Origin of the sequence: Luteolibacter yonseiensis (assembly GCF_016595465.1) — a bacterium.
In the GTDB taxonomy this organism is placed as follows: Bacteria; Verrucomicrobiota; Verrucomicrobiia; order Verrucomicrobiales; family Akkermansiaceae; genus Luteolibacter; species Luteolibacter yonseiensis.
In genome coordinates this window covers 162,845-187,526 of sequence record NZ_JAENIK010000011.1, presented here as the reverse complement: position 1 = coordinate 187,526, position 24,682 = coordinate 162,845, and the positions used below count along the sequence as shown (strand labels likewise).

Genomic DNA, 24,682 nt, shown 5'->3' with positions numbered 1-24,682 from the left:
GCCCGCGACCAGGCGACAGGATCTTGTTAAGAAAAACGACCACGTCCGCGCCGAGCAATTTCAATACAGAACAAGCCCATGACCAAACTTCTCCGCGTCCTCCTCTGGCTCGCCATTTCCCTGCTGGGCGCAACCGCCGTCGGAGTCGCCGCCATCCAGCGGGACGAACCCATCAACGCGCTCTGGCTTGTGGTCGCAGGTGTCTGCACCTTCGCCGTCGCCTACCGTTTCTACTCCGCATGGCTTGTCGCGAAAGTCCTGACGGTGGATGACAACCGCGCGCCCGCCGCCGTCACTTGCAGCGATGGCAAGGATTTCGTTCCGACTCCGAAATGGGTCGTCTTCGGCCACCACTTCGCCGCCATCGCCGGGCCCGGACCTCTGGTAGGTCCGGTTCTCGCGGCGCAGTTCGGCTACCTGCCCGGCACGCTTTGGATCCTGGTGGGAGCAACCCTCGGCGGAGGCGTCCACGATGCGGTCATTCTCTTCGCCTCCATGAGGCGCAATGGCAAATCGCTCGGCCAGATGCTCAAGGAGGAAATGAACCCGGTCATCGGCCTCATCGCGATGATCAGCCTGCTCGCGATCATGACGATCCTGCTCGCCGTGCTCGGACTGGTGGTCGTGAAAGCCCTGGCGGAGAGCCCGTGGGGGCTCTTCACCATCGCCGCCACCATTCCGCTGGCGTTCATCATGGGTGTCCTGATCAAGACCGGAAAGGCGAGCGTCACCGCGGCCTCGGTCTTCGGGGTCTTCGGCCTCATCGCCGCGGTGGTGGGAGGAAAGTATCTGCCGCCGTCATGGACCGCCGCGCTCACCCTCCAGTCCACCCAACTCGCGTGGGCGATCATGATCTACGGCTTCGCCGCCAGCGTGCTACCGGTCTGGATGCTTCTCGCCCCGCGCGATTACCTGAGCACCTTCATGAAACTCGGCACGGTCGCGGTGCTCGGCGTTTTCATCGTCATCCTCGCGCCCCCGCTGCACATGCCCGCCATCACCCCCTTCGTGAACGGCGGTGGCTTCGTCGTTCCGGGCCCTGTGTTTCCCTTCGTCTGCATCACCATCGCCTGCGGCGCGGTCAGCGGATTCCACGCCCTCATCTCCTCCGGCACCACACCCAAGCTGCTGGCCCGCGAGAAAGACATCCGCCTCATCGGCTACGGCTCCATGGTGGTGGAAATGCTGGTTTCGCTGATGGCCATCATCGCCGCATGCGCGCTCATGCCCGGTGAATACCTCGCCATCAACTCCCCCATCAACCCGAACGATCCCGCCGCCGTCACCGCGCAGATCGCGAAGATCAATTCCTACGGTCCCGCCTATGCCGTGACGGAAGCACACATGCAACAACTCGCCGCCGATCTCGGAGAACCCCACATGATCGGCAAGGTCGGTGGAGCCCCCACCTTCGCCGTCGGCATGGCGCACATGTTCGCGCAAGTGATCCCCGGGAAATCCGCGCTGTCCCTCTGGTATCACTTCGCCATCATGTTCGAGGCGCTCTTCATCCTGACCACTCTTGATGCCGGAACCCGCGTCGGACGCTTCATTCTCCAGGATCTGCTGGGACAGATCTCACCCAGGCTCGGCAACACCGGCTCGTGGCTCGGCAACGTGACCGCCACCGGCCTGCTCGTCGCCGCCTGGGGATTCTTCCTCTACCAAGGCGCGCTCGATCCCGCCGGCATCGCCAAAAGCCTGTGGCCCATCTTCGGCATTTCCAACCAATTGCTGGCCGTCATCGCCTTCTGCCTCGGCACCGTGGTCCTCATCAAGATGGGCAAGGCCCGTTACTGCTGGGTCACGGTCGTCCCGATGCTCTTCCTCACCCTCGTCACCTTCACCGCGGGATATATGAAACTCTTCTCTCCCGGTGCCGGCGGATTCTACCCGGAAATCGAAAAGCAAAAGGCTCTCCTCGCCTCCGGCCTCACCGGCCCCGCCCTCAAGGCCGCGGAGACCTCCCTCTTCAACGCCCGCATCGACGTGGCGGTCACCATCACCTTCCTGCTCTTCGTCACCATCATCGTCCTCGGCACCGCGCGGGAATGCTATCTGCTCCTCACCAAGCGCAAGACTCCCGTCCTCCGCGAGAGTCCCTACGTGGCTCATCCGGGCGAAGACCATGTGCTGCCGACCAGCCTGCTGTGACGGCAGTCGGACGATTCCCACCGTCAGTCGATTTGTGTTTTTCCCCGCGCAAACTTGCGGGAGACGGCCAGTGCGGTTATAGGATTGCTGGATTCAACCCAACACACCTATGGAATGGAAAGGCAGACGCGGAAGTGACAATGTGGAGGATGGCCGCGGCGAACGGTCCGGAGGCTTCGGCGGTGGGGGCGGTGGAGGATTCGGATTACTGATGATGATCGGCCGGGTGTTCGGGCTCAAGGGAATCCTGGCCGCCGTGGTGGTTGGAGGAGTGCTTTGGAAGATGGGAATCGTGGATCCCGGAATGCTTCTGGGCGGCGGACCATCCGGGGGAGGCTCCCAACAGGTCCAGGTGAGCCCGGAGGAGCAGGAAAGATTTGATTTCGTGGAGGTGGTGTTGAAGGAAACCGAGGATGTGTGGACCGAAGAGTTCGCACGACATGGGCGGCGGTATGAACTGCCGAGATTGAAGGTGTTCCGGGGACAGGTCCAAACGGCCTGCGGAACGGGCAGCGCGGCGATGGGGCCGTTCTATTGTCCGGGAGACCGGAAGGTTTACATCGACCTGGGTTTTTATGACGAACTGGCGCGGACGTTCAGATCACCCGGGGATTTCGCACAGGCTTACGTGATCGCACATGAAGTGGGACACCATGTGCAGAAGCTGCTGGGCACGTCCGACAAGGTGGCCGCCAGACAGGGACAACCGGACTACAACGAATACTCGGTGCGTTTGGAACTGCAGGCGGATTTTTATGCCGGGGTGTGGGCCCATCATTCGAAGGATGAGCTCAAGCTGGACAGCAGCGACATCGAGGAAGCAATGCGCGCGGCGAACGCCATTGGTGACGATGCGATCCAGAAGCAGACCCGGGGCAGGGTGGTTCCTCATTCGTTCACACATGGCACCTCGGCACAGCGGATGCGCTGGTTCAAGAAAGGCCTGGATAGCGGGCGGATCGAAGACGGCGATACCTTTTCGATTCCATACCGGAATTTGTAACAAAAGAGCCCCGGAGTTTTCGCTCCGGGGCTTGAATCAATACGGGAGACCAGATCGAGCTGCCGGAATCACGTCACTTCGTGACGAGCACGATGTCCTTGAACTGGACCTGCATCGGAGGTCCGGCATGGAGCTGGAGGGCGAGAACGCCTTTTTTCGCGGCTTCGTCGGTGTCATCCTCCACCTCGATGGTGAGCTTGCCGTTGATGTAATGGCGGACGGTCTTGCCCTTGGCGACAATGGAGTATTCGTTCCAATCGTCCTTGTTGATGGCCGCCTGGATCTCATCGCTTTTGCCCGTCTCGCCGGTGACTTCGAGGTTGGGCTTCGAAGGATCGCCGCCTTGGGTCATCTTGACCTTCTGTCCGCGCTGGGCGAGGATGCCACGGCCCTTTTCCTCGTAGAGGATGCCACTGTAGGTGCTGCCGTATTCGAAATCCCCCTGATAGCCGGCGACCACCCAATTCGCCGCATCCACCACCTTGCTGCGGTATTGGATACCGCTGTTGACGAACTTCTTATCGTCGCCGGGAGTCATCTTGTATTTCAGGGTCAGCTTGAAATCAGAGACATCGCCACCCTTCCAGATGAGGAAGGTGTTGGATGCCGCGGGCTTCTCCAAGGTGGTGGTGCCGGTGATGGCGCCGTCCTTGACGGACCAGAGATCGGGATTTCCTTCCCAACCGCTGAGATCTTTGCCGTTGAAGAGGTTCTGGCTTCCCGCATGGGCGAGAGCGGACAGCAGGCTGAGGAAAAGGATGGATTTCATGTTCGTGGCAAGTTTACGCGCCTGATGGGCGGATTGTTACTACGGATACTCGTTGAGGGCTTTTTGGCAAGGAATGGGAATCATCCCCCACGTTTTCCCTGGTTCAAAAACAGCCACGCCACCAATGAATCCAAGCCCCCTCGATCCTTCTCATACCGATGTCACCAAGCCAGAAACGCAGGACAAGCGTGCGATGACCGGGCCACGTCCTCCGCGTAAAAACACCCTCCTGCCGGGCCGTGATGGATCATCCCGGACACCATTTCAGGGCACGGAGCCTGGGCTTCCCACGTCATCCCGCAGGGACTCCCCACGCCTTGGCGTAACGTCGCGTTACGCTCCGGCGTAATTCCGGAGCAGGAGGAACCATGAGACTCTTTCCCATATGAAATTCCAACACACCGTGTTCCACCTTATCGCCGCCAGCGCCCTCATGGTGACCTCCGCCCGCTCCGCACAGACCATCGTGGCGTATGCGGAGGAAGCCGGACGGACCACCTCCACCCTCTCCGGAACCTCGGTTTTTGATTTCAACACGCTTGCCCCCGGACGGATGAAAAACGTCACCTGGACCGGCGTCGGGACCTTCGACCAACTCCACGTGAAGGCGGCTGACAAATGGGGAGGCGCGGGTGGTTCGAACTATTCCGTGCAGTCCTACGCCAGCCTTCCCATCACCACGCTGACCCTCATGGGCAACCATTCCTGTTTCGGCTTCTGGTGGTCGGGTGCGGACACCGACAATGTCATCACCTTCTACTCCGGCACCACGATGGTCGCGCAGTTCACCAGCGGCAATCTTTTGGAAAAGGTCGCGGCCGCGCCGGACTACCATGGCAACCCGGTGGATGGCCCATTCCGCGGAATGAACAACACGCAGGCCTACGCCTTCGTCAACATTCTCGGAACCGGTGGAACAACATGGAACAGGATCACCTTCACCAACATGAGCAAGTCAGGTTTCGAAACAGACAACTATACGGACCGGGTCGCCCCATACGGAACCTACCCGGGTGAACGCTTGGATCTGCTGCCCTCCAATTCCATGAAATTCGTCAACGGTGTGCCGGTCACCAGCATGATGCCCGCCATTCCCGAGCCTTCGGCCCTCCTTCTGGGCGGCATCGGAGCGTTCGTCCTCTGCTCCAAGCGCCGCAGGGCCTGACGCCCGGGTCCTGTCCCTGAGGTGGATCCACCCGTTCCGTTCGCATGACGGTGATGAAACCAAAAGCCCCGGCCCGCATCATGCGGACCGGGGCTTGGTTTTGAGGTTTAACGGACAGGCCGGAGGGGCCGGTTCACGTCACGCGGTCGCGGCGTCCTCATCGTCGTCGAAGGTTTCCTTCGGCACGATGATCGGCTCCGGCTCCTCGACGGTGAACTCGAACTCCGCCTCACGGTGGTGATGGAATCCGGTGCCGGCAGGGATGAGGTGGCCCATGATGACGTTCTCCTTGAAGCCGCTGAGGTAGTCGACACGTCCGAGGGTCGCTGCTTCGGTGAGAACACGGGTGGTGTCCTGGAACGAGGCGGCGGAGATGAACGAATCGGTTTCCAGCGAGGCCTTGGTGATGCCAAGCAGGACAGGCTCGCCCTCGGCGGGCTTGCCACCATTGGCAACGATTTCGGCGTTGATGCGCTTGAAGTTCGAGCGGTCGACCTGGTCACCCCAGAGGTATTGGTCGGCATCGCCCGGGTCGGTGATCTTCACCTTGCGGAGCATCTGACGAACGATGACCTCGATGTGCTTGTCGTTGATTTCCACGCCTTGGACACGGTAGACGGATTGGACCTCGTTGACGAGGTGCTCCTGGAGTTCCTGGGCACCGCAAGCTTCGAGCAGATCTTCCGGCGACACCGGCCCTTCGGTGATCTGGTCGCCGCGCTTGACGAGGTCGCCTTCGGTGACGACCACGTGCTTGCCCATCGGGACGAGGTGGTCGACCTGTTCGCCGGTCTCGGCGTGGGTGATGATGACCTTCTTCTTGCCGCGGACGTTGCCGCCGTAGGAGACGGCACCTTCGATCTTGGCGATGACGCAGGAGTCCTTGGGCTTGCGGGCTTCGAAAAGCTCGGCCACCCGTGGAAGACCACCGGTGATGTCCTTGGTGCGGGCAACCTTCCGCGGAGTCTTGGCGATCTGCGTTCCGGCGGTGACGACCTGGCCTTCCTTGACGGAAAGGTGGGCGCCGACGGGGATGGAGTAGCTCGCTTTGACCTCACGGGTCTTCTCGTCGATGATGACGACCTGCGGGTGGAGGTCTTCCTTGTGCTCGGTGACGACCATTCCCTTCTTGCCGGTTTCCTTGTCCACCTCGTTGGTGACGGTGATGCCGGAGATCATGTCTCGCAGCTCGACCTTGCCGTTTTTCTCGGTGAGGATCGGCACGTTGTAAGGATCCCATTTGACGAACTCGTCGCCCTTCTTGACGTCCTCGCCGTCCTTGATGGAGATTTCCGAACCGATGACGATGTTGTGGGCCTCGAGCTCGAGACCGTCCTTGTCGCGGATGGAGATGACACCGTTCTTGTTGAGGACGACCCAGTGTCCGTCGACCGCCTGCACGGTGCGGAGGTCCTTGTAAACCACGCGACCGTTGTTCTTGGCCTTGATGATCGGCTGTTTGAACGTCGCGGCGGCAACACCACCGACGTGGAAGGTCCGCATGGTGAGCTGGGTGCCGGGCTCGCCGATCGACTGGGCGGCGATGATGCCGACGGCTTCACCGATCTTGACCGGAAGACCGGTCGCGAGGTTGAGGCCGTAACAGTTCGCGCAACAGCCGCGCTCGGCTTCACAAGTGAGGACGGAGCGGATCTTGAGCTTGAGCACGCCGATGTTCTCGATCGAACGGGCCTGCACTTCGTTGATGACGTCGTCCACCTCCACCAGCACACCGCCGGTGACGGGATCCTTGATCTGCTCGCAGGAGACACGGCCGTAGATACGGGTGGAAAGCGAGGCAACCTCTTCGTCACCGTCATAGATGGCGGCGACGGTGATGCCGTTCGCGGTTCCGCAATCCTGCTTGAAGACGATGACATCCTGGGCGACATCGACCAGTTTACGGGTCATGTAACCGGAGTCGGCTGTCTTGAGCGCGGTGTCGGAAAGACCTTTGCGGGCACCGTGGGTCGAGATGAAGTACTCGAGCACGGAGAGACCCTCGCGGAAGTTCGAAATGATCGGGCGTTCGATGATCTCGCCGGAAGGCTTGGCCATCAGACCGCGCATGCCGCCGAGCTGCTTGATCTGGGACTTGTTACCACGGGCACCGGAATCGACCATCATGAAGAGGGGCGATGCCTTCTTCTTGCCTTCGTTGAACTCGATCTTGCGATAGAGCGCGTTGGCGATGGTGTCGGTGGCCTGGGTCCAGACGTCGACGACCTTCTGGTAGCGCTCGCCGTCGGTGATGACACCGTTGCGGTACTGCTTGGTGACCTTTTCGACTTCTTCGTAAGCCTTGGAGATGACTTCGGTCTTCTCCTCTGGAATGACCATGTCCACGATACCGATGGAGGTTCCGGAACGGGTCGCCTCGCGGAAACCAAGGTTCTTCAGGAGGTCGAGGACCTGCACGGTCTTCGGCTTGCCCGCGACCTGGTAGCAGCGCCAGATGATGTCACCGATCTGCTTCTTGCCGACGTTGTGGTTGATGAAACCAACGCCTTCGGGCCAGATTTCGTTGAAGCGGACACGGCCCGGGGTGGTCTCGATGATCTTGCCCTGGCGGAGCGCCTGCTCCAGCGGGGTGAGTTCCTTGCGGTCCTTGTCGGTGAGTTCCTCGCCCTTGTAGCCGAAGACGGTGTTCTTGCCGTGGTCGGGGTTGCGGACGCGGATCCACTGGTGATAGTCGATCTTGTCGGATGCGAGCGCGAACTCGACTTCCGAAGCGCTTTCGAACAGCGGAAGGTGCTCTTCCTTCTCGCGGTCCTTCTGGGTGCGGATGCCGGCCCAGGTAAGGTAATACGTGCCGAGAATGATGTCCTGCGTCGGCACGGTCACGGGGCGTCCGGATGCCGGCGAGAAGATGTTGTTCGGCGCGAGCATGAGCTGGCGGCACTCCATCTGCGCTTCGATGGAAAGCGGCACGTGGACGGCCATCTGGTCACCGTCGAAGTCCGCGTTGTAGGCGGTACAGACGAGCGGGTGGACGCGGATGGCCTCGCCCTCGATGAGCTTCGGTTCGAAGGCCTGGATCGAGAGACGGTGGAGCGTCGGAGCGCGGTTGAGAAGGATCGGGTGACCCTTGGTGACTTCCGCGAGGATGTCCCAGACCTCGGTGGTCTTGCGGTCGATCATCTTCTTGGCCGAGCGCACGGTGTGGCAGTAGCCAAGCTCCTTGAGGCGGCGGATGATGAAGGGCTCGAACAAGGTGAGCGCCATCTTCTTCGGAAGACCGCACTGGCCGAGCTTGAGATCGGGACCGACGACGATGACGGAACGACCGGAGTAGTCCACGCGTTTGCCAAGAAGGTTCTGACGGAAGCGTCCGCCCTTGCCCTTGAGCATGTCGGAAAGCGACTTGAGCGGGCGGTTGCCGGCACCGGTGACGGCGCGGCCGTGGCGGCCGTTGTCGAACAAGGCGTCCACCGCCTCCTGAAGCATCCGCTTTTCGTTGCGGATGATGACTTCCGGCGTCTTGAGAAGCAGGAGGTTCTTGAGGCGGTTGTTACGGTTGATGACGCGGCGGTACAGGTCGTTCAGGTCGGAGGTGGCGAAACGGCCGCCTTCGAGTGGCACCAGCGGACGGAGGTCCGGCGGGATCACGGGGAGAACGGTCTGGATCATCCACTCGGGACGCGAGTTGGACTGGTGGAAGCCCTGGGTGATCTTGAGACGCTTCGAGAGCTTCTTCTTGTTCTGCTTGGAACGGGTGGTTCCGAGCTCTTCCTCAAGCTTGACGATCAGGGAAGGAAGATCGCACTGGCGGAGCAGTTCCTGGATGGCGGCAGCCCCCATGGATGCTTGGAACGAGCCGTCGCCGTAAGTGTCCTCCGCCTCGCGGAGTTCGTTTTCCGTGAGAAGCTGGCCGACCTCGAGGGCGGTGTTGCCCTGTTCGGTGACGACGTAGTCTTCATAATAGATGACGCGCTCGAGCTGGCGGGCGCTCATGTCCAGCATCAGGCCGATGCGGGACGGCATACACTTGTAGAACCAGATGTGGGAAACCGGCACGGCCAGTTCGATGTGGCCCATGCGCTCGCGGCGCACGCGGCTCAGGGTGACTTCGACGCCGCAGCGGTCGCAGATCACGCCCTTGTGCTTGATGCGCTTGTATTTGCCGCAGGCGCACTCCCAGTCGCGGGTGGGTCCGAAGATCCGCTCGCAGAAGAGACCGCCCTTCTCAGGCTTGAAGGTCCGGTAGTTGATGGTTTCCGGATTCTTCACCTCGCCCTTGGACCAGGAACGGATGATTTCCGGAGAGGCGACCGTGATGGAGACTTGGTCAAATGCCTCTGGGCGCTCGTCGACGCCGAATAGTTCGCGAAGGTTGTTATCGACACTCATGTTAGGTATTGGGTCAGGGTTGGGGTTCGCGGTTCTAAATTACAGGGTGAGGTCATCGAGGGAGTAGTCGTCCAGGCCACCGGTCATGCCGGAGCCATGGGTCGAGCCCTTGCGACCCGGACGGACGTCGAGTCCGAGGGATTGCATTTCCTTGATGAGCACGTTGAACGATTCAGGAGTGCCGGCCTCGAGGTTGTTGTCGCCCTTGACAATGGCCTCGTAAATCCGGGTCCGGCCCATGACATCGTCCGATTTGACGGTGAGGAGTTCCTGAAGGGTGTAGGCGGCACCGTATGCCTCGAGCGCCCACACTTCCATTTCCCCGAAGCGCTGGCCACCGTATTGCGCCTTACCACCGAGCGGCTGCTGGGTGACGAGCGAGTATGGTCCGACGGCACGGGCGTGGATCTTGTCGGCAACCAAGTGGCCGAGTTTCAGGATGTAGATCATGCCGACCACGACAGGGTTGTGGAACGCCTCGCCGGTGCGGCCGTCATAGAGGGTCGACTTGCCGCCGGTGGTGCCGTCCTTGCCGTCACCGATCCAGGTGTAGCCGGGACCTTCCTTCTCGCCGGGCTTGCGCTCGCGGAGTTCGCCGTTGTCACCGATCCATTTCACGCCATCGACCTTCTTGGCCTTGGACATGAAGTCCCAGATGACATCTTCCTTGATGCCGTCGAAAATCGGGGTGGCGACCTTGAAGCCGAGAGCCTTGGCCGCGACACCGAGGTGGGTTTCAAGAACCTGTCCGACGTTCATCCGGGATGGCACGCCGAGCGGGTTGAGACAGATGTCGACAGGTGTTCCGTCGTGAAGGAACGGCATGTCTTCCTCGGGAACGATGGTGGCGACAACCCCCTTGTTTCCGTGACGACCGGCCATCTTGTCACCGACGGACAGCTTGCGCTTGGCGGCGATGAAGACCTTCACTTCCTTGATGACGCCGGGATCGACCTCGTCTCCGGACTCGAGCGAGTCGAGCTTGCGCTCGCGCTCGGTATCGAGCTCCTGGAAGCGGCCTTCGAAGGAGCCGATGATTTCCAGGATCTTGTTACGGATCGGGGAAGGATCGATTTCGATGTGGTCGTGGACGGAGGCGAGCTTGCGGAGAAGCGTCTTGGTGATCTTGCGGTTCGCTGGGATGATGATCTCACCGGTCTGCGCGTTGACCACGTCGAGAGGAATCTTCTCACCCAGAAGGATGTCGGAGAGACGCTCGGTGAGGTCGTCCGTCAGCTTGTCGGCCTTCTTCTTGTGCTCGTCGTTGATCTTCTTGAGCGTCTTCTTGAGTTCGACCGGATCCACCTTCTCCTGGCGCTTTTTGGCGAAGCCGGATTGGGAGACACGGACGTCCTGGACGATGCCGATGCAGCCGGATGGCACGCGGAGCGAGGTGTCCTTCACGTCGGCGGCCTTCTCACCGAAGATGGCGCGCAGGAGGCGCTCTTCCGGTGCGAGTTCCGTCTCGGACTTCGGAGTGATCTTGCCGACGAGGATGTCGCCGGGTTTCACTTCCGCTCCGATGCGGATGATGCCGTCGTGGTCGAGGTTGCGCAGGGCGTCCTCACCGACGTTCGGGATGTCACGGGTGATTTCTTCCGGTCCGAGCTTGGTGTCACGGGCGGCGACATCGAATTCGGAAATGTGGATGGAGGTGTAGACATCGTCTTTCACCACGCGCTCCGAAATGACGATGGCGTCTTCGAAGTTGTAGCCGTTCCAAGGCATGAACGCGACGAGGACGTTGCGACCGATGGCGAGTTCGCCGTCTTCGGTGTTCGGTCCGTCGGCGAGCACCTGGCCTTTCTTGATCTTCTGGCCGAGCTTGACGATCGGCTTCTGGTTGATGCAGGTGCCGGCGTTCGAGCGCATGAACTTCCGCAGCGGGTAGGCCATGATGCCCTTGTCGATGTTCGTTTTCACGGACTCGGCGTCGGAGAGGAATTTCTCGTCGGAAACCGGAAGTTTTCCATCCGGAGTGGTGACGATGATTTCCGCGGTGGCGGCGGCAACGATGCCGTCAGCCTCGGAAACAACCACGGCGCGGGAATCGCGGGCGGCTTTTCCTTCAAGGCCGGTGCCCACGAGCGGCGACTCGGAAACGAGAAGCGGCACGCCCTGGCGCTGCATGTTCGAACCCATCAGAGCGCGGTTCGCGTCGTCGTGTTCGAGGAACGGGATCAGACCGGCGGCCACGGAAACGAGCTGCTTCGGCGAGACGTCCATGTAGTTCACCTCCGTCGGAAGCGCTTCGATGAACTCGCCACCCTTTTCACGGGCGGTGATGCGCTCGGTTTGGAAAGCGCCCTTCTTGTCGATCGGGTTGTTCGCCTGGGCGATGAGGAAGTTTTCCTCCTGGTCGGCCGTGAGATACTCGATCTCGTTGGTGACCTTCGAGTCCACCACGCGGCGGTAAGGGGTTTCGATGAAGCCGAATTCGTTGATCCGGGCGTAGGTACACATCGAGTTGATCAGACCGATGTTCGGACCTTCAGGGGTCTCGATCGGACAGATCCGGCCGTAATGGGACGGATGCACGTCGCGGACCTCGAAGCCGGCGCGGTCACGGTTCAGACCGCCGGGTCCGAGCGCGGAGAGACGGCGCTTGTGCGTCAGCTCGGCGAGCGGGTTCGTCTGGTCCATGAACTGGGAAAGCTGCGAACGGCCGAAGAAATCACGCACGACGGCGGAGAGCGCCTTCGGGTTGATGAGCTTCTGCGGTGTCATGCCTTCGATGTTCACATCGAAAAGGGTCATGCGCTCCTTGACCAGACGCTCCGTGCGGGCAAGGCCCACGCGGCACTGGTTGGCAAGGAGTTCGCCGACCGCACGCACGCGGCGGGAACCAAGGTGGTCGATGTCGTCGATGACACCGTCGCCTTTTTTCAGTTTCAGGATGTAACGCACGGCGGCGAGGAAATCCTCGGGCACCATGATGCGCTGGTCGGAATCCACCTGGATGCCGAGCTTCTGGTTGATCTTGTAGCGGCCGACGCGGGTGAGGTCGTATTTCTTCGCATCGAAGAAGAGACGCTTCAGGAGCGCGCGGGCGTTCGCAGCCGTCGGCGGGTCACCCGGACGGAGCTTGCGGTAAATGTCCTTGAGCGCGGACTCCTCGTCCTTCGCTGGATCCTTGCGGAGCGACTTGAGAAGGATTTCATCCTCACGGCCGTCGATGACCTCCACGTTCTTGTGACCGAGCGCGAGAAGCTGGCGGACGATGCCGATGGTGAGCGGCTCGTAGGCCTTGGCGACGGTGAGCTCGCCATCGAGGATGTCCTCGAAAGGAACCTTGTGGCCGAGTTCGCCTTCATCCATGGACTCGCTGAGCGGCAGGGACTCGGGCGAGTAGAAGTGGCTGACGATGTCGCGGTCGGTCGGGTAGCCGAGCACACGCAGGAAGGTGGTGGCAAGGAACTTGCGGCGGCGGCGGCGGCGGTCGAGATAGACGTAAAGCAGGTCGTTGGTGTCGAACTGCACTTCCAACCAGGATCCACGATCCGGAATGATGCGGAAGGAATGGAGAAGTTTTCCATTCAAGTGCTGGGAAGTCTCAAAACAGATACCAGGCGAGCGATGGAGCTGGGAAACGATGACCCGCTCGGCGCCGTTGATGATGAACGTGCCACGGCGTGTCATCATCGGCAGTTCACCCATGTAAACGCGCTCTTTTTTCGTGCCGGTCTCGTCCTTCAGCTTGAAGGTGACGTACAGGGCGGCGCTGAAGCTCTCGCTGTTGCGCAACGAGTCCAGCGAGGTGATCTTCGGGTCCTCGATGTCATAAGCAACGAAGTCAAGCTCGATGGCTTCATCGTAGCTTTTGATGGGGAAAACCTCGCGGAAAACCGCTTGGAGGCCCGCATCCGCGCGCTCGCTGGGGAGCACTTCCTTCTGAAGGAATTCATCGTAGGAGCGACTCTGAACCTCAATGAGGTTAGGTGGCTCGATGACTTCTTCGAATTTCCCGAAATAGAGACGTTCAGCCATGGCGTTTAGTGGTATTCTATCTTACAAATTGAGCCCGAGCCGCGAACGGTCTCAGGCAGGGTGGATCAAGCGTTGGAAAGTGATGTCGGAATCAGCCGGAAAATCTAGTTATTTTTATCAGGTTCTCTCGCTGGTCACGACAGAAATTCCCGGAGCGGATTTCTCCGCCCCGGGAATCGTCTGAAAGGTGTTACTTGAGTTCGATTTTGGCACCAGCCTCTTCGAGCTTTTTCTTGGCGGTTTCGCCAGCCTCTTTGGCAACGCCTTCGAGGATTTTTGCGGGAGCGCTCTCGACGAGCTTCTTCGCATCGGCGAGACCAAGGCCAGGAGCGACTTCGCGGACTGCCTTGATGACGGCAATCTTGTTTGCGCCGGCGTCGGTGAGGACGACGTCGAATTCAGTCTTCTCCTCGACGACTTCAGCAACAGCAGCAGGACCGGCGACGCCGACTGGTGCAGCGGCGGAGACGCCCCAGGTTTCTTCGAGTTGTTTGACAAGAGCGACAGCTTCCAGAACGGTGAGCTTGCCGAGTTCTTCTACGAGTGTATCAATGTTAGCCATTTTTGTATTCTCCTTGTGCGGTATCGTCGCCTCCGGAGCCTCCGGAGATTTCAGGGCGGCAGCCGCCGCTCCGACGAGGAACCATTATGGGTTCGGGTGGGTTTGGGAGCCGCCCCCACCGTCAGTTCAGATTTTTTGAAAGTAGCGGCGGTTTGCGGCCGCCGCTACCGTGAATTTGTTATTCGGCAGGCGCGGCCTCGGCTTCGGCAGCCGGTGCTTCCGTGGACTCCGCCGAATCGTCGCCATCGGGATCGAACTTGTTCTTGACCACGCGGGCGATGCGGGTCGCAGGCTCGAGGATGGTTGCGAGAAGTTGGGAAAGAACCGCTTCGCGGGATGGGATGTCGGCGATGCTTTGAAGCGCCGCGGTGTCGAGGACCGCGTTGCCAAGGATGCCAACCTTCATCTCGGGCTTCTTGAATTCCTTTTCGAAATTCTTGATCGCCTTCGCCGCGGCGAAAACTTCCGAGTCGCCCATGACGTAGGCCATCTGGCCGACGAGGTCCGCACCGATGTCCGGGAGACCGGCTTCGGCGAGAGCCTTGCGCATGTAGCTGTTCTTCGCGACGGTGCAGCTCGCACCACCCGCACCGAGACGGTTGCGGAGTTCCGTGAATTGTTGCACGGTGAGGCCGGTGTAATCGATGACGATCAGGTAAGGAGACGCGTTGACGCGATCCAAGAGGCCGTTGATGATGATTTTCTTATCTGGATTCATTTTCGTTGGCGGGCCTGGGATTAAGCGGATGCCTTGGTGTAGGTGGCGGCTTCCAGCGGGATGCCGGGGAGCATCGAAGCGGCGAGTGTCACAGCTTGGATGTAGTTGCCCTTGGCGGATGCGGGCTTGGCGCGGACGACGCTGTCCACAAGGGCGCGTGCGTTTTCCTCAAGCTGGGCAGGTTCGAAGGAGGACTTGCCGATGGAGGCGGAAACGTTGCCGTTCTTGTCGAGCTTGTAGTCGATGCGTCCGGCCTTCACCTCGCGCACGGCCTTGGCGGTGTCGTCGGTGACGGTTCCGGTCTTCGGGTTCGGCATCAGGCCGCGGGGTCCGAGGACACGGGCGATTTTCCGGACTTCGGTCATGGCGTCCGGAGTGGCGATCGCGGAGTCGAAATCCGTGAAACCGCCCTGGACCTTGGCGATGAGGTCTTCGTAACCGACGTGCTCGGCACCGGCGGCGCGGGCGGCCTCGGCGGCGGCACCTTGGGCGAAGACGACGACGCGGACGTTTTTACCAGTGCCGTGCGGCAGGGAGACGGAACCACGGACCATCTGGTCGCTCTTCCGGGGATCCACGCCGAGGTGGAAGGAAAGCGTCACGGTCGGGGTGAATTTTGGTGCCGGGAAACCTTTGACGGTCGAGATGGCATCGGTGAGCGAGTAGTTCTTGCCGGCTTGGACAAGAGCGGCTGCCTGTTTGTAGCGTTTGCTGCGGAATTTGGACATTTCAGTATCAGTTTGCAGTTCGGTCGGGGAGCGCGGGATGCGTTTCCCTCCTGCGGGTGCCGGTCACCTCATCAGAAGTTTCCGGCGAAATTTTCAGTAGCCTTCGATTTCGAGGCCCATCTGGCGGGCGGTACCCGCGAGAATGCGGGCGGCTGCCTCGGGATCCTTTGTATTGAGGTCGGGCATCTTGATTTTCACGACTTCCATGAGCTGGGCCTTCGTGATCTTGCCAACCTTGATCTTGTTCGCCTCTTTCGAGCCGGAAGCGAGACCTGCCGCCTTCTTGAGAAGGTTGCCGGCGGGGGGCTTCTTGGTGATGAAGGAGAACGATTTGTCCTTGTAAACCGAAATCACCACAGGAAGCACGTCGCCGGCTTGGGCTTGAGTGTTCGCGTTGAATTCCTTACAGAACGCCATGATGTTGACACCAGCCTGACCGAGGGCTGGGCCCACTGGAGGTGATGGATTGGCGGCACCAGCCTTGATCTGGAGCTTGATGAGTTTGACGACTTCCTTGGCCATAAATAGATGCGGTTAACTTGCGGGAGAGGGGTGGTTGTATATTCGGGAGCGCAGGTAAAGAGAATTATGCTCTTTCGACCTGCCAATATTCGAGTTCGACCGGCGTGCTGCGTCCGAAGATGGTGACCGAGACGCGGAGTTTGCCGCGTTCCGGGTCGATTTCCTCGACGATGCCGTTCTGGCTCTGGAATGGTCCGTCGGCGACTTTCACGGTATCGCCGACTTCGAAACTGATGGATGGGCGCACGCTCTCCTCGCGCTCCTTGATCTGCGAAAGCATCGCTTCCACCTCACGCGGACGCATCGGCGCGGGGCGGTCCTTGGTTCCAGCGAAACCGATGACACCTTCCATCTCCTTGATGAAAAACCAGGTCTTCTCGACGAGCTGGTTGTCCTCGGTGGCGAGGTTCATGTTCACAATGATGTAGCCCGGGAAGAATTTCTTCTTCGTTTCGGTCTTCTTGCCGCGACGGATCTCGGAGACCATTTCGGTCGGGACGAGCACTTCGCGGATGTATTCGGTCATTCCCTCGGCTTCGGCGTTGCGGGCAATCCGGTCACGGACTTTGCCTTCCTGGCCGGAAAGGACCTGGACAACGTACCACTGGTCGCGGAATGGTTTGGTTTCTGACATGACGGGTCGGTCGGAGATGAAAATGAAAAAACGATCGGCCTGCCGGATCAGCGGCCGAAGTCGAAGTTGGTGAAAAAGCCCACAATCAGAACGTGGAAGAAGTCCCAGAACTGGACGAAGCCAGCGAGAAGAACCATCGCGATGAGCACGACGATCGTCGAGTCAACAAGCTCCTTGTATTTCTTGATCCCCTTGATTTTCGGGTCCGATTCCCAAGGCCAGCTCGCTTTGCGGAGCTCTCCTTTTACTTCGCCCAAGAAATTTGAGATTTTGGAAAACATGTGGTCGTTTGACGGTGGGACTGAGAGGAAAATGGCACGGAAGGTGGGACTCGAACCCACAACCAACGGTTTTGGAGACCGCTACTCTACCAATTGAGCTACTTCCGTTTTTTTGAGGCGACTTAAGGGCATCCCGTTTTAAGGCGGGATGCCCCGGAGTCCAGCATTCCCGCGGAAACCCGCGGGAAGCCTCGTTGCTTGAACTTACTTGATGATCTCACCGACGCGGCCCGCACCCACGGTACGGCCACCTTCGCGGATCGCGAAACGCATGGTTGGCTCCATGGCGATCGGGGTGATGAGCTCAACCTCAAGGTTGATGTTGTCACCAGGCATCACCATTTCGACACCTTCCGGAAGCTTGATGCTGCCGGTCACGTCCGTGGTACGGAAGTAGAACTGCGGGCGGTAGTTCGAGAAGAACGGGGTGTGGCGGCCGCCTTCTTCCTTGGAAAGGACGTAGATCTCGGACTTGAAGATCGTGTGGCCCTTGACGGAGCCGACCTTGGCGATGACCTGGCCACGCTCGACCTGGTCCTTCTTGAGACCGCGGATGAGGAGACCGACGTTGTCACCGGCGCGACCTTCGTCGAGGAGCTTGCGGAACATTTCGATGTCGGTGACGGTGGTCTTCTGCGTGTCGCGGATACCAACGATTTCGACTTCTTCCATCTTCTTGATGATACCGCGCTCGACACGGCCGGTGCAGACCGTTCCACGACCTTCGATCGAGAACACGTCTTCGATCGGCATGAGGAAGGTCTTGTCGATCGGACGCTCTGGCTCAGGGATGTAGGAATCAACCGCATCCATGAGTTTCATGATGTTCTCCATCTGAGCGGCGTCGCCTTCAAGAGCCGCCTTGGCGGAACCCTTGACGATCGGGATGTCGTCGCCTGGGAATTCGTAGGAGGAAAGGAGGTCGCGGACTTCCATTTCAACCAGCTCGAGAAGCTCTTCGTCGTCAACAAGGTCAACCTTGTTCATGAAAACAACGAGGGCAGGAACGCCGACCTGGCGGGCAAGAAGGATGTGCTCGCGGGTTTGTGGCATCGGGCCGTCAGCAGCGGAAACAACGAGGATACCACCGTCCATCTGGGCGGCACCGGTGATCATGTTCTTCACATAGTCGGCGTGTCCCGGGCAGTCCACGTGTGCGTAGTGGCGCTTGGTGGTTTCGTACTCAACGTGTGCGGTGTTGATGGTGATGCCGCGCTCACGCTCTTCGGGAGCGGCGTCGATGTCCGCATAGCTCTTCTTCTGTGCGAGGCCCTTGTCTGCAAGCGTGTTTGTAATCGCCGCCGTGAGGGTGGTTTTGCCGTGGTCAACGTGACCGATCGTGCCGATGTTTACGTGCGGCTTGTTGCGTTGGAATGATTCTTTAGCCATGGTGGTTGTTGTTCTGCTTGAGACGATTGAGATTTTTTCAAAATGCCCTGGAGCTCGCGGGGGGAATTGAACCCCCGACCTCATCCTTACCAAGGATGCGCTCTACCCCTGAGCTACGCGAGCAATCTGGACATGTTGTGCTCTCCTTCACCCGACAAAAACACCGCGACCAATCTCATAATAGAGCGAGACCAGGCGCGGCACCCCTGACTTGTTGTGGGGAAGAGCGGCGGGACAGTAACAAAGCCGATCACTCTGTCAAAAAAAATCTCCGTGAAAAGGAAATTTATCTGAATCTATTGAATTTGCAGGGCTTGCCACGGCCAATCCACTCATTCCGGCAACAACAATGAGAGCCTTTTTATTGCCAGACACGCGCCGTTTTCCATGTCGACGTCCACAATGACGCCACAAAGCCTCACCGGCCCCTTCGCAACCGGAAAACGGGTGGGCAGGCCGGACTTGAACCGCCAGACCACGGACTCGATGCTGCGGCCCAGGACGGATTCCTCCGGTCCACACATCCCCGCATCCGTCAGATAGCCGGTCCCGCCGGGAAAAATGCTCTCGTCCGCCGTTTGGACATGTGTATGGGTTCCAACAACGAGCGACACCTTGCCATCGAGCATCCGGCCCATGGCGATCTTCTCGCTCGTCGTTTCCGCGTGGTAATCCATCACGATCGCCATCACACCCTCCGCCCGCAACCGCTCCGCCTCTTTTTCCGCGGCCAGATAGGGATTCTCCAGCGGCGGTTGGATGAAAGAACGCCCCTGCGCCTGCATCACCGCCACCTTCCCCTTGGAAGTTTCCAAAACCACACTGCCCTTGCCTGGCGTTCCCTCGGGATAGTTGATGGGACGCAACAACCGGGGTTCCGTCGGGAAATAATCGACGATCTCCTGCTGGTCCCACACATGGTCTCCGGTGGTGATCACGGCGGCACCGGCGCGCAGGAGATCAATCGCGATTTTCGGAGTGATCCCCTTGCCGCCAGCCGAGTTTTCCCCGTTCACAATGATAAAATCGAGCCCCTCCGACTGTTTCAAAAGCGGCAGTTGTTCGATCACCGCCTTGCGTCCGGGCTCCCCCACCACGTCACCGAGAAATAAAATACGAATCGCTGGCATAAAATCAGATGAGCGTATGGTTGTATCCCGCTCCGTCACAAAGCTCCACATTCCTCCCCTCCCCGACAATCCTATTTCCTGAATGATCCTGTTCTCCAAGCGCTTCTTCCCGATCGCCCTCATCCTGATCGCCTCGGCGGCGCTCATCCCGCTGTTGCTTGTGCGACAATCGCCGGCACGGCGGCAACCGGATCCCCGACCCACCGCGCGGATCCCGGCTCCCCAGCCACCGGAACCGTCCCCCGCCCTCTCCATGCTCGCCGCTCAGCCTGATTGGCAGGCACTTGAGGTTTACCAAAAAACCATCACCCGTAGCGATTTCGAGACACTCCTCACCACCATTTTCACCACCGGAGAGGCGTGGAAAACCTGTATCACGCTTACCGATCACGAGGCTCTCATCAAGATGGACGGTTCTCCGGAGGGCGAGGTTTTCCGCCTCAGTTTCGCCTCTCCCGGTGAGGAGATCCAGGCCTCGCGCCACTGGCGCACCACTGCCGAACTGCCGCCCGCCACGGCGGAAAAGCCTTTGGCAGGCCTGAAAATCGCCATCGATGCCGGCCATATCGGCGGGGAATGGGCCAAGATGGAGGAACGCTGGTTCACCCTCGGCACCGGCACCCCTGTGATGGAGGGCGACATGACTCTCTTTGTCGCAAAACTCCTCAAGCCCCGTCTGGAAGCGATGGGAGCGACCATCTCCCTCGTGCGCGAAAAGCTCGAACCCGTCACCCCACTTCGTCCGGACGCGCTCCAATCCCTCGCCCGGGATTCCGGCTCCCCACCGGATTCTCCCGCAGCTCTGCAAAAACTTGCCGAACGGCTCTTCTACCGCACCGCGGAAATCCGCTCGCGCGCGGAACTCGTCAACAAGACCCTCAAGCCCGACCTCGTCCTCTGCCTTCATTTCAATGCCGAGGCATGGGGAAACCCTCTGCAGCCCACCCTCATCGACCGCACCCATCTCCACCTCATCCTCAACGGGGCCTACAACGATGAGGAAGTGCTTCTCGCCGACCAACGCTTCGCCCTCCTGCAAAAACTCCTCCAGCGCACCCACCAGGAGGAAGTTCTTGTAGGATCCACCGTCGCCAACACCTTCGCCCAGATCAGCGGGCTTCCGGCATATACCTATCTGCCTGAGAACAGAAATGTCCGTGGAGTCCCCGGCCAACCCTACCTCTGGATCCGCAATCTTCTTGCCAACCGCCTTTACGACTGCCCGGTCATTTTCATGGAACCTTACGTGATGAACTCCACCATCGACTATGCCCGCATCCAGGCGGGCGATTATGATGGATACAAGGAAATCCAAGGCAGATTCCGGCCATCCATCTTCCGGGAGTACGCCGACGCCCTTTGCGCCGGTCTGGTGAAGCACTACTCGTCCCGTCCGAAGGTCGCGGAATAGGGCCAAAAGGATCCGGGAAGCTCGCGCTTTGCCATTCGCCGCATTTCATCAAATCATCGCCGCAAATCTCGGGATCAAACCCGGAAGATCGCTTCGTAGTGTGTGAACTCCACGCGGATGACGCCGCCGGATAAACCCACACACCACTTGCCATGATTTCCCGGCTACTGCTCTTTTTCTGCGCCGCCGGTCCGCTCCTCGCCCAGGACGGCCAGCAACTTTTCACGCTCTATTGCTCCGCCTGCCACGGAGCCGACGGAAAAGGCGCCACCGGCGGGACGTTCCCACCCCTTGCCGAAAGCCCGTGGCTCGCGGGCGATCCGGACCGCGCGGTGAAAGTCGTGCTGAAAGGCCTGACCGGCCCCGTGGACGTCCTTGGAAAAACCTACAATCTGGAAATGCCTCCCCAAGGCGCGGTCCTTCCCGACGACCAGATCGCCGCCATCCTCACCTACGTCCGCAGCTCATGGGGCAACCAGGCCGCCGCGGTGACCCCGGATTTCGTCAAAACCATCCGCGCCTCCGTCTCCGACCGCAACGCGCCATGGACCTCCGAGGAAATCCTCAAGCTCCACCCGCTGCCGCTCGAAAAAACCGTCCTCACCAATCTCCTGTCCCAAGCCTACTCCGGAAAATGGAGCAGCCTGCCGGATTTCTCCACTCTCAAGGCCGCGAACGTCGAGGAAGAGCATGACGGCATCATTTCCCTCAAGGATTCCCCCTTCGAGGACGATTTCGCCATCGTCTGGACCGCCGATTTCCAAGCACCCGCCGATGCCGAATACGAATTCCTCCTGGATGCGGACGATGCCGCCGCCGTGATCCTCAATGGGAAAACCGTCACCGAGATCAAGGGCGCCGGCCCGATGAACGGCTCCCGCGTCCGCAAGGGAAAAATCAAACTCACCAAAGGCTCCCACAAGTTCCGCCTTGAATTCCTCGAACTTTCCGACAAGCAGGGAATCGCCCTCGGCTGGAAACTCCCCGGCGACGCGCCATGGAACTGGCTCACCGACGAGAAGGCCCAACAGCCGAAAGTGCGCGAGCCCATCCCCATCGAAGCCGTCGGCAACCGCCCCGTCATTTACCGGAATTTCATCACCGGCACCACTCCCCGAGCCATCGGCGTGGGTTTCCCCGGGGGACTGAATCTCGCCTACTCGGCCGATGATCTCGCCCCCGAGCTGCTCTGGACCGGGAAGTTCATCGACGGAGGACCGAAATGGGTCGAACGCGGCACCGACAACAACCCGCCTGCCGGAGAAAATGTCGTCGCTCTCAACAAGTCCCGCACCCTTCCGACAAGCGCCCGATTCAAAGGCTATAAGCTCGATCCCGCCGGAAATCCCACGTTCATCGTCCAGATCGGCCAACAGATCCTCCGCGATTCATGGGCTGCGGAATCAGGCGCGCTCGTCCGCAAACTCAGCATCACCGGGCCATCCCTGGAAATCCAGATTCCCCAGCCACCCGAACTGACCATCGACGGGGCCAATGGAAAAACCTCCCTCCAGCTCAACTCCGGCCAACCGGTCACCCTGACCTACCGCTGGAAATAACGGACACCGGAATTCACCGCCCCGATCTCCATTTTTCCCACCAATCCATTCGTCGTTACCAGACCCGCCAGCACGAATCCGCCCTAGCGCGGAGTAAATTCCGCGCTCCAAAAACCCAATCACTCTTCCCAGCAAATGTTCCAGAACTTCTCTTCCTTCCAGCGTTCGATGTTCCACGTTGGATGTTCGATGTTCCTTTTCACGTCTCTCCAAGCCGCTCCCCAAAGCGACTACTACACCCGCGAGGAAATCCCTCTCCCTCCCGGCGAAGTCATGGAGATCGGCTCCATCGCGCTCATGCCGGACAAGCAGGTCGCCGTCACCACCCGCCGGGGCGACCTTTGGATCTGCAGCGGTGCCTACGGGGACGATCTCAGCAAGGTCACCTGGAAAAAATTCGCCCAGAACCTCCACGAACCCCTCGGCATGTTTTGGAAAGACGGCGCCCTCTGGCTCACCCAGCGTCCCGAAGTCACCAGGATCAAGGACTCCGACAACGACGGTCTCGCCGACACCTTCGAGACCATCTGCTCCGACTGGGGCATCAAGGGCGACTACCACGAATACACCTTCGGCAGCACGCCGGACAAGAATGGCGACATCTGGCTCGTGCTATGCCTCACCGGCTCCTTCACCGCGGATTCGGATTGGCGCGGTTGGTGCCTGCGTGTCACTCCGGATGGGAAAATGATCCCCACCTGCTCCGGAATCCGCTCACCCGGCGGCATCGGATTCAATGCCGACGGCGACACTTTCTACACCGACAACCAAGGCGTCTGGAACGGTTCGTCCTCGCTGAAATGGCTCAAACCCGGCTCGTTCCAAGGCAATCCTTCTGGAAACAAATTCGCAAAGCTCGCCAATCTCCCCGCGCCACCCGAGGTGGACGACAAATCCCGCATCCTCAAGGAGCGCACCAAGCATCCGGAATTCATCCCGCCGGCGGTCATCTTTCCCCATGGCAAGGTGGGCCAGTCCCCCACCGGCATCGCCTGTGACCAGACCGGGGGAAAATTCGGCCCATGGGAAAAGCAGCTTCTCGTCGGCGAGCAAACGCACTCACAGGTCCAGAGGGTCTGCCTGGAGAAAGTCAACGGGCTCTACCAAGGAGCGGTTTTCCATTTCCTCGAAAACTTCGAAGCCGGCCTCATCCCCGTCCGCCTTGATCAGGAAACCGGCACCTTGTTCGTCGGCGGTTCCAACCGCGGCTGGGCCTCGCGCGGCAGCAAGCCCTTCACCTTCGAACGCGTCAGATGGACCGGCAAAACCCCGTTTGAAATCCAGACCATGACCGCCAACCGCGATGGCTTCACCCTGAATTTCACCGGTCCCGTCGATCCCGCCACCGCAGCCGATCCCAAAAGCTACGCGATGGATGCCTTCACCTACATTTACCAAGCCGAGTACGGCAGCCCGGAAGTGGATCAGGCCAACCCGCAGATCACCGCCGCGACCGTCTCACCTGACAAGAAATCCGTGCGGTTGAAAATCGACGGACTCGTGCGCGGCCACGTCCACCATCTTAGTTCCAAAGGCGTCAGATCCCTGGACGGCGACGCGCTATGGCACCCCGATGCTTGGTACACGCTCAACGAGATTCCCAAATAAACCCCGCCTGATCCGATCGGGAAACCACCGTTCCGCCAGGCTTTCCACCAGATACGAGAAACCCCGCCACGGCAGACGCCGGGCGGGGTTTGGTTTTGGGTTTTTAGCAGGAGATTGTTCAGTTGCCCCAGGTCTTCACGTCGTCGGAAGACGTGCCGGCTCCATCCACACCATCCGCACCGTCACTCCAGACGGCGACGCGTTTGCCGTTGAGGGTGGTTGCCTTTGCTCCGCCCTTGGGCTGTGGCGTGATGATTTCATTGTAATCGCCGTCAAGCATGACCTTGTAACCGCCGCCCCATGGATCGTAGAGGCCTTGCGCGCTTTGTGTGCCACCGCCGGTGGTCATCAGCCCGCCTTTTTTCCCCTTGCCTTCTTTCACCGTAAGGAAGCGGATGCCCTTCGAGTTGAGCACGGTCCCGGAGGTGGGCTCCCAACCCAGAAGGACATTGAGGAATTCGGTGTCGATGCTCGTATCCACCTCTGTGTCGGAATTGAGGTTTTTAGGAAGACTGCCGTAGTCGGCGTAGAAGTTGTTCACCGCGGACTCGATGCTCGTGGCGGCGGCCAGGGCGGTGAGTTTGCGCGCTTTTTGGATGGCCATGTTCCCCGCGGCGAATCCGACCGCTGCGAGGACGGCGATGATGCTGATGACGACGAGAAGCTCGACGAGCGTGAAGCCGTTCTGGCGGCGGGAGAGGCGGGTTTTCAT

General features: G+C 60.0%; 18 protein-coding genes and 2 tRNA genes. 6 read left to right on the top strand and 14 right to left on the bottom strand.

The window, feature by feature from the left end:
• The first annotated feature begins 78 nt into the window (after positions 1 to 78).
• Together JIN84_RS10505 and ypfJ are read left to right on the top strand one after the other, a co-directional pair.
• Complete coding sequence (locus JIN84_RS10505) at positions 79 to 2,154, top strand: carbon starvation CstA family protein (RefSeq protein ID WP_200351001.1); 2,076 nt, start codon at positions 79 to 81, stop codon at positions 2,152 to 2,154.
• Positions 2,155 to 2,263: 109 nt separating this feature from the next.
• Positions 2,264 to 3,157, top strand: coding sequence for a KPN_02809 family neutral zinc metallopeptidase (gene ypfJ, locus JIN84_RS10500; protein ID WP_200351000.1), 894 nt, complete (start codon positions 2,264 to 2,266; stop codon positions 3,155 to 3,157).
• A 73-nt stretch (positions 3,158 to 3,230) separates the two neighbouring features.
• On the opposite strand, the gene JIN84_RS10495 is transcribed toward ypfJ, so the two are convergent.
• Positions 3,231 to 3,926: a 3-keto-disaccharide hydrolase gene (locus tag JIN84_RS10495; RefSeq protein WP_200350999.1), complete on the bottom strand. Its 696-nt coding sequence runs from the start codon at positions 3,924 to 3,926 to the stop codon at positions 3,231 to 3,233.
• A 385-nt stretch (positions 3,927 to 4,311) separates the two neighbouring features.
• Between JIN84_RS10495 and JIN84_RS10490 the strand changes: the two genes are divergently transcribed.
• On the top strand, positions 4,312 to 5,091 hold the full coding sequence (locus tag JIN84_RS10490; RefSeq protein WP_200350998.1) for a PEP-CTERM sorting domain-containing protein: 780 nt from the start codon (positions 4,312 to 4,314) through the stop codon (positions 5,089 to 5,091).
• A 138-nt stretch (positions 5,092 to 5,229) separates the two neighbouring features.
• Here JIN84_RS10490 and rpoC read toward each other — a convergent pair whose 3' ends face one another.
• The 12 genes from rpoC to JIN84_RS10430 all read right to left on the bottom strand — a co-directional run bounded on the left by rpoC (position 5,230) and on the right by JIN84_RS10430 (position 19,392).
• On the bottom strand, positions 5,230 to 9,441 hold the full coding sequence (gene rpoC / locus JIN84_RS10485; RefSeq protein ID WP_200350997.1) for a DNA-directed RNA polymerase subunit beta': 4,212 nt from the start codon (positions 9,439 to 9,441) through the stop codon (positions 5,230 to 5,232).
• 39 nt (positions 9,442 to 9,480) lie between these two features.
• Positions 9,481 to 13,428 (bottom strand): DNA-directed RNA polymerase subunit beta, encoded by a 3,948-nt coding sequence (gene rpoB / locus JIN84_RS10480; protein ID WP_200350996.1) that lies wholly within the window; start codon positions 13,426 to 13,428, stop codon positions 9,481 to 9,483.
• Positions 13,429 to 13,618: 190 nt separating this feature from the next.
• On the bottom strand, positions 13,619 to 13,990 hold the full coding sequence (rplL, locus tag JIN84_RS10475) for a 50S ribosomal protein L7/L12 (RefSeq protein ID WP_200350995.1): 372 nt from the start codon (positions 13,988 to 13,990) through the stop codon (positions 13,619 to 13,621).
• A 178-nt stretch (positions 13,991 to 14,168) separates the two neighbouring features.
• The gene (gene rplJ / locus JIN84_RS10470) at positions 14,169 to 14,708 is read right to left on the bottom strand and encodes a 50S ribosomal protein L10 (protein WP_200350994.1); all 540 of its coding nucleotides are present in this window, start codon (positions 14,706 to 14,708) and stop codon (positions 14,169 to 14,171) included.
• A gap of 20 nt (positions 14,709 to 14,728) precedes the next feature.
• Entirely contained in the window at positions 14,729 to 15,436 is a 708-nt protein-coding gene (gene rplA, locus JIN84_RS10465; protein WP_200350993.1) for a 50S ribosomal protein L1, read from the bottom strand.
• Between the two features lie 93 nt (positions 15,437 to 15,529).
• A complete protein-coding gene (gene rplK, locus JIN84_RS10460) occupies positions 15,530 to 15,958 on the bottom strand; it encodes a 50S ribosomal protein L11 (protein WP_200350992.1) in 429 nt (142 codons plus the stop codon).
• Between the two features lie 64 nt (positions 15,959 to 16,022).
• A complete protein-coding gene (nusG, locus tag JIN84_RS10455; protein WP_200350991.1) occupies positions 16,023 to 16,592 on the bottom strand; it encodes a transcription termination/antitermination protein NusG in 570 nt (189 codons plus the stop codon).
• Positions 16,593 to 16,639: 47 nt separating this feature from the next.
• Positions 16,640 to 16,849, bottom strand: a complete 210-nt coding sequence (locus tag JIN84_RS10450; RefSeq protein ID WP_234043427.1) for a preprotein translocase subunit SecE — start codon at positions 16,847 to 16,849, stop codon at positions 16,640 to 16,642.
• Positions 16,850 to 16,905: 56 nt separating this feature from the next.
• A tRNA-Trp gene (locus JIN84_RS10445) sits at positions 16,906 to 16,981 on the bottom strand.
• Positions 16,982 to 17,077: 96 nt separating this feature from the next.
• Positions 17,078 to 18,262 (bottom strand): elongation factor Tu, encoded by a 1,185-nt coding sequence (gene tuf, locus JIN84_RS10440; protein ID WP_200350989.1) that lies wholly within the window; start codon positions 18,260 to 18,262, stop codon positions 17,078 to 17,080.
• Positions 18,263 to 18,310: 48 nt separating this feature from the next.
• Positions 18,311 to 18,385, bottom strand: a tRNA-Thr gene (locus JIN84_RS10435).
• A 209-nt stretch (positions 18,386 to 18,594) separates the two neighbouring features.
• Positions 18,595 to 19,392 carry a TIGR00282 family metallophosphoesterase gene (locus tag JIN84_RS10430; RefSeq protein WP_200350988.1) on the bottom strand — a complete coding sequence of 266 codons (798 nt, stop codon included), beginning with the start codon at positions 19,390 to 19,392 and terminating at the stop codon, positions 18,595 to 18,597.
• A gap of 82 nt (positions 19,393 to 19,474) precedes the next feature.
• Here JIN84_RS10430 and JIN84_RS10425 point away from each other — a divergent pair, with 82 nt between their 5' ends.
• The 3 genes from JIN84_RS10425 to JIN84_RS10415 all read left to right on the top strand — a co-directional run bounded on the left by JIN84_RS10425 (position 19,475) and on the right by JIN84_RS10415 (position 23,970).
• On the top strand, positions 19,475 to 20,803 hold the full coding sequence (locus JIN84_RS10425; RefSeq protein WP_200350987.1) for an N-acetylmuramoyl-L-alanine amidase: 1,329 nt from the start codon (positions 19,475 to 19,477) through the stop codon (positions 20,801 to 20,803).
• A 152-nt stretch (positions 20,804 to 20,955) separates the two neighbouring features.
• On the top strand, positions 20,956 to 22,362 hold the full coding sequence (locus JIN84_RS10420; RefSeq protein WP_200350986.1) for a PA14 domain-containing protein: 1,407 nt from the start codon (positions 20,956 to 20,958) through the stop codon (positions 22,360 to 22,362).
• Positions 22,363 to 22,551: 189 nt separating this feature from the next.
• Positions 22,552 to 23,970, top strand: a complete 1,419-nt coding sequence (locus JIN84_RS10415; RefSeq protein WP_200350985.1) for a DUF7133 domain-containing protein — start codon at positions 22,552 to 22,554, stop codon at positions 23,968 to 23,970.
• A 118-nt stretch (positions 23,971 to 24,088) separates the two neighbouring features.
• Here the strand turns inward: JIN84_RS10415 and JIN84_RS10410 are convergent, their stop codons facing one another.
• Positions 24,089 to 24,682 (bottom strand): type II secretion system protein, encoded by a 594-nt coding sequence (locus JIN84_RS10410; protein WP_200350984.1) that lies wholly within the window; start codon positions 24,680 to 24,682, stop codon positions 24,089 to 24,091.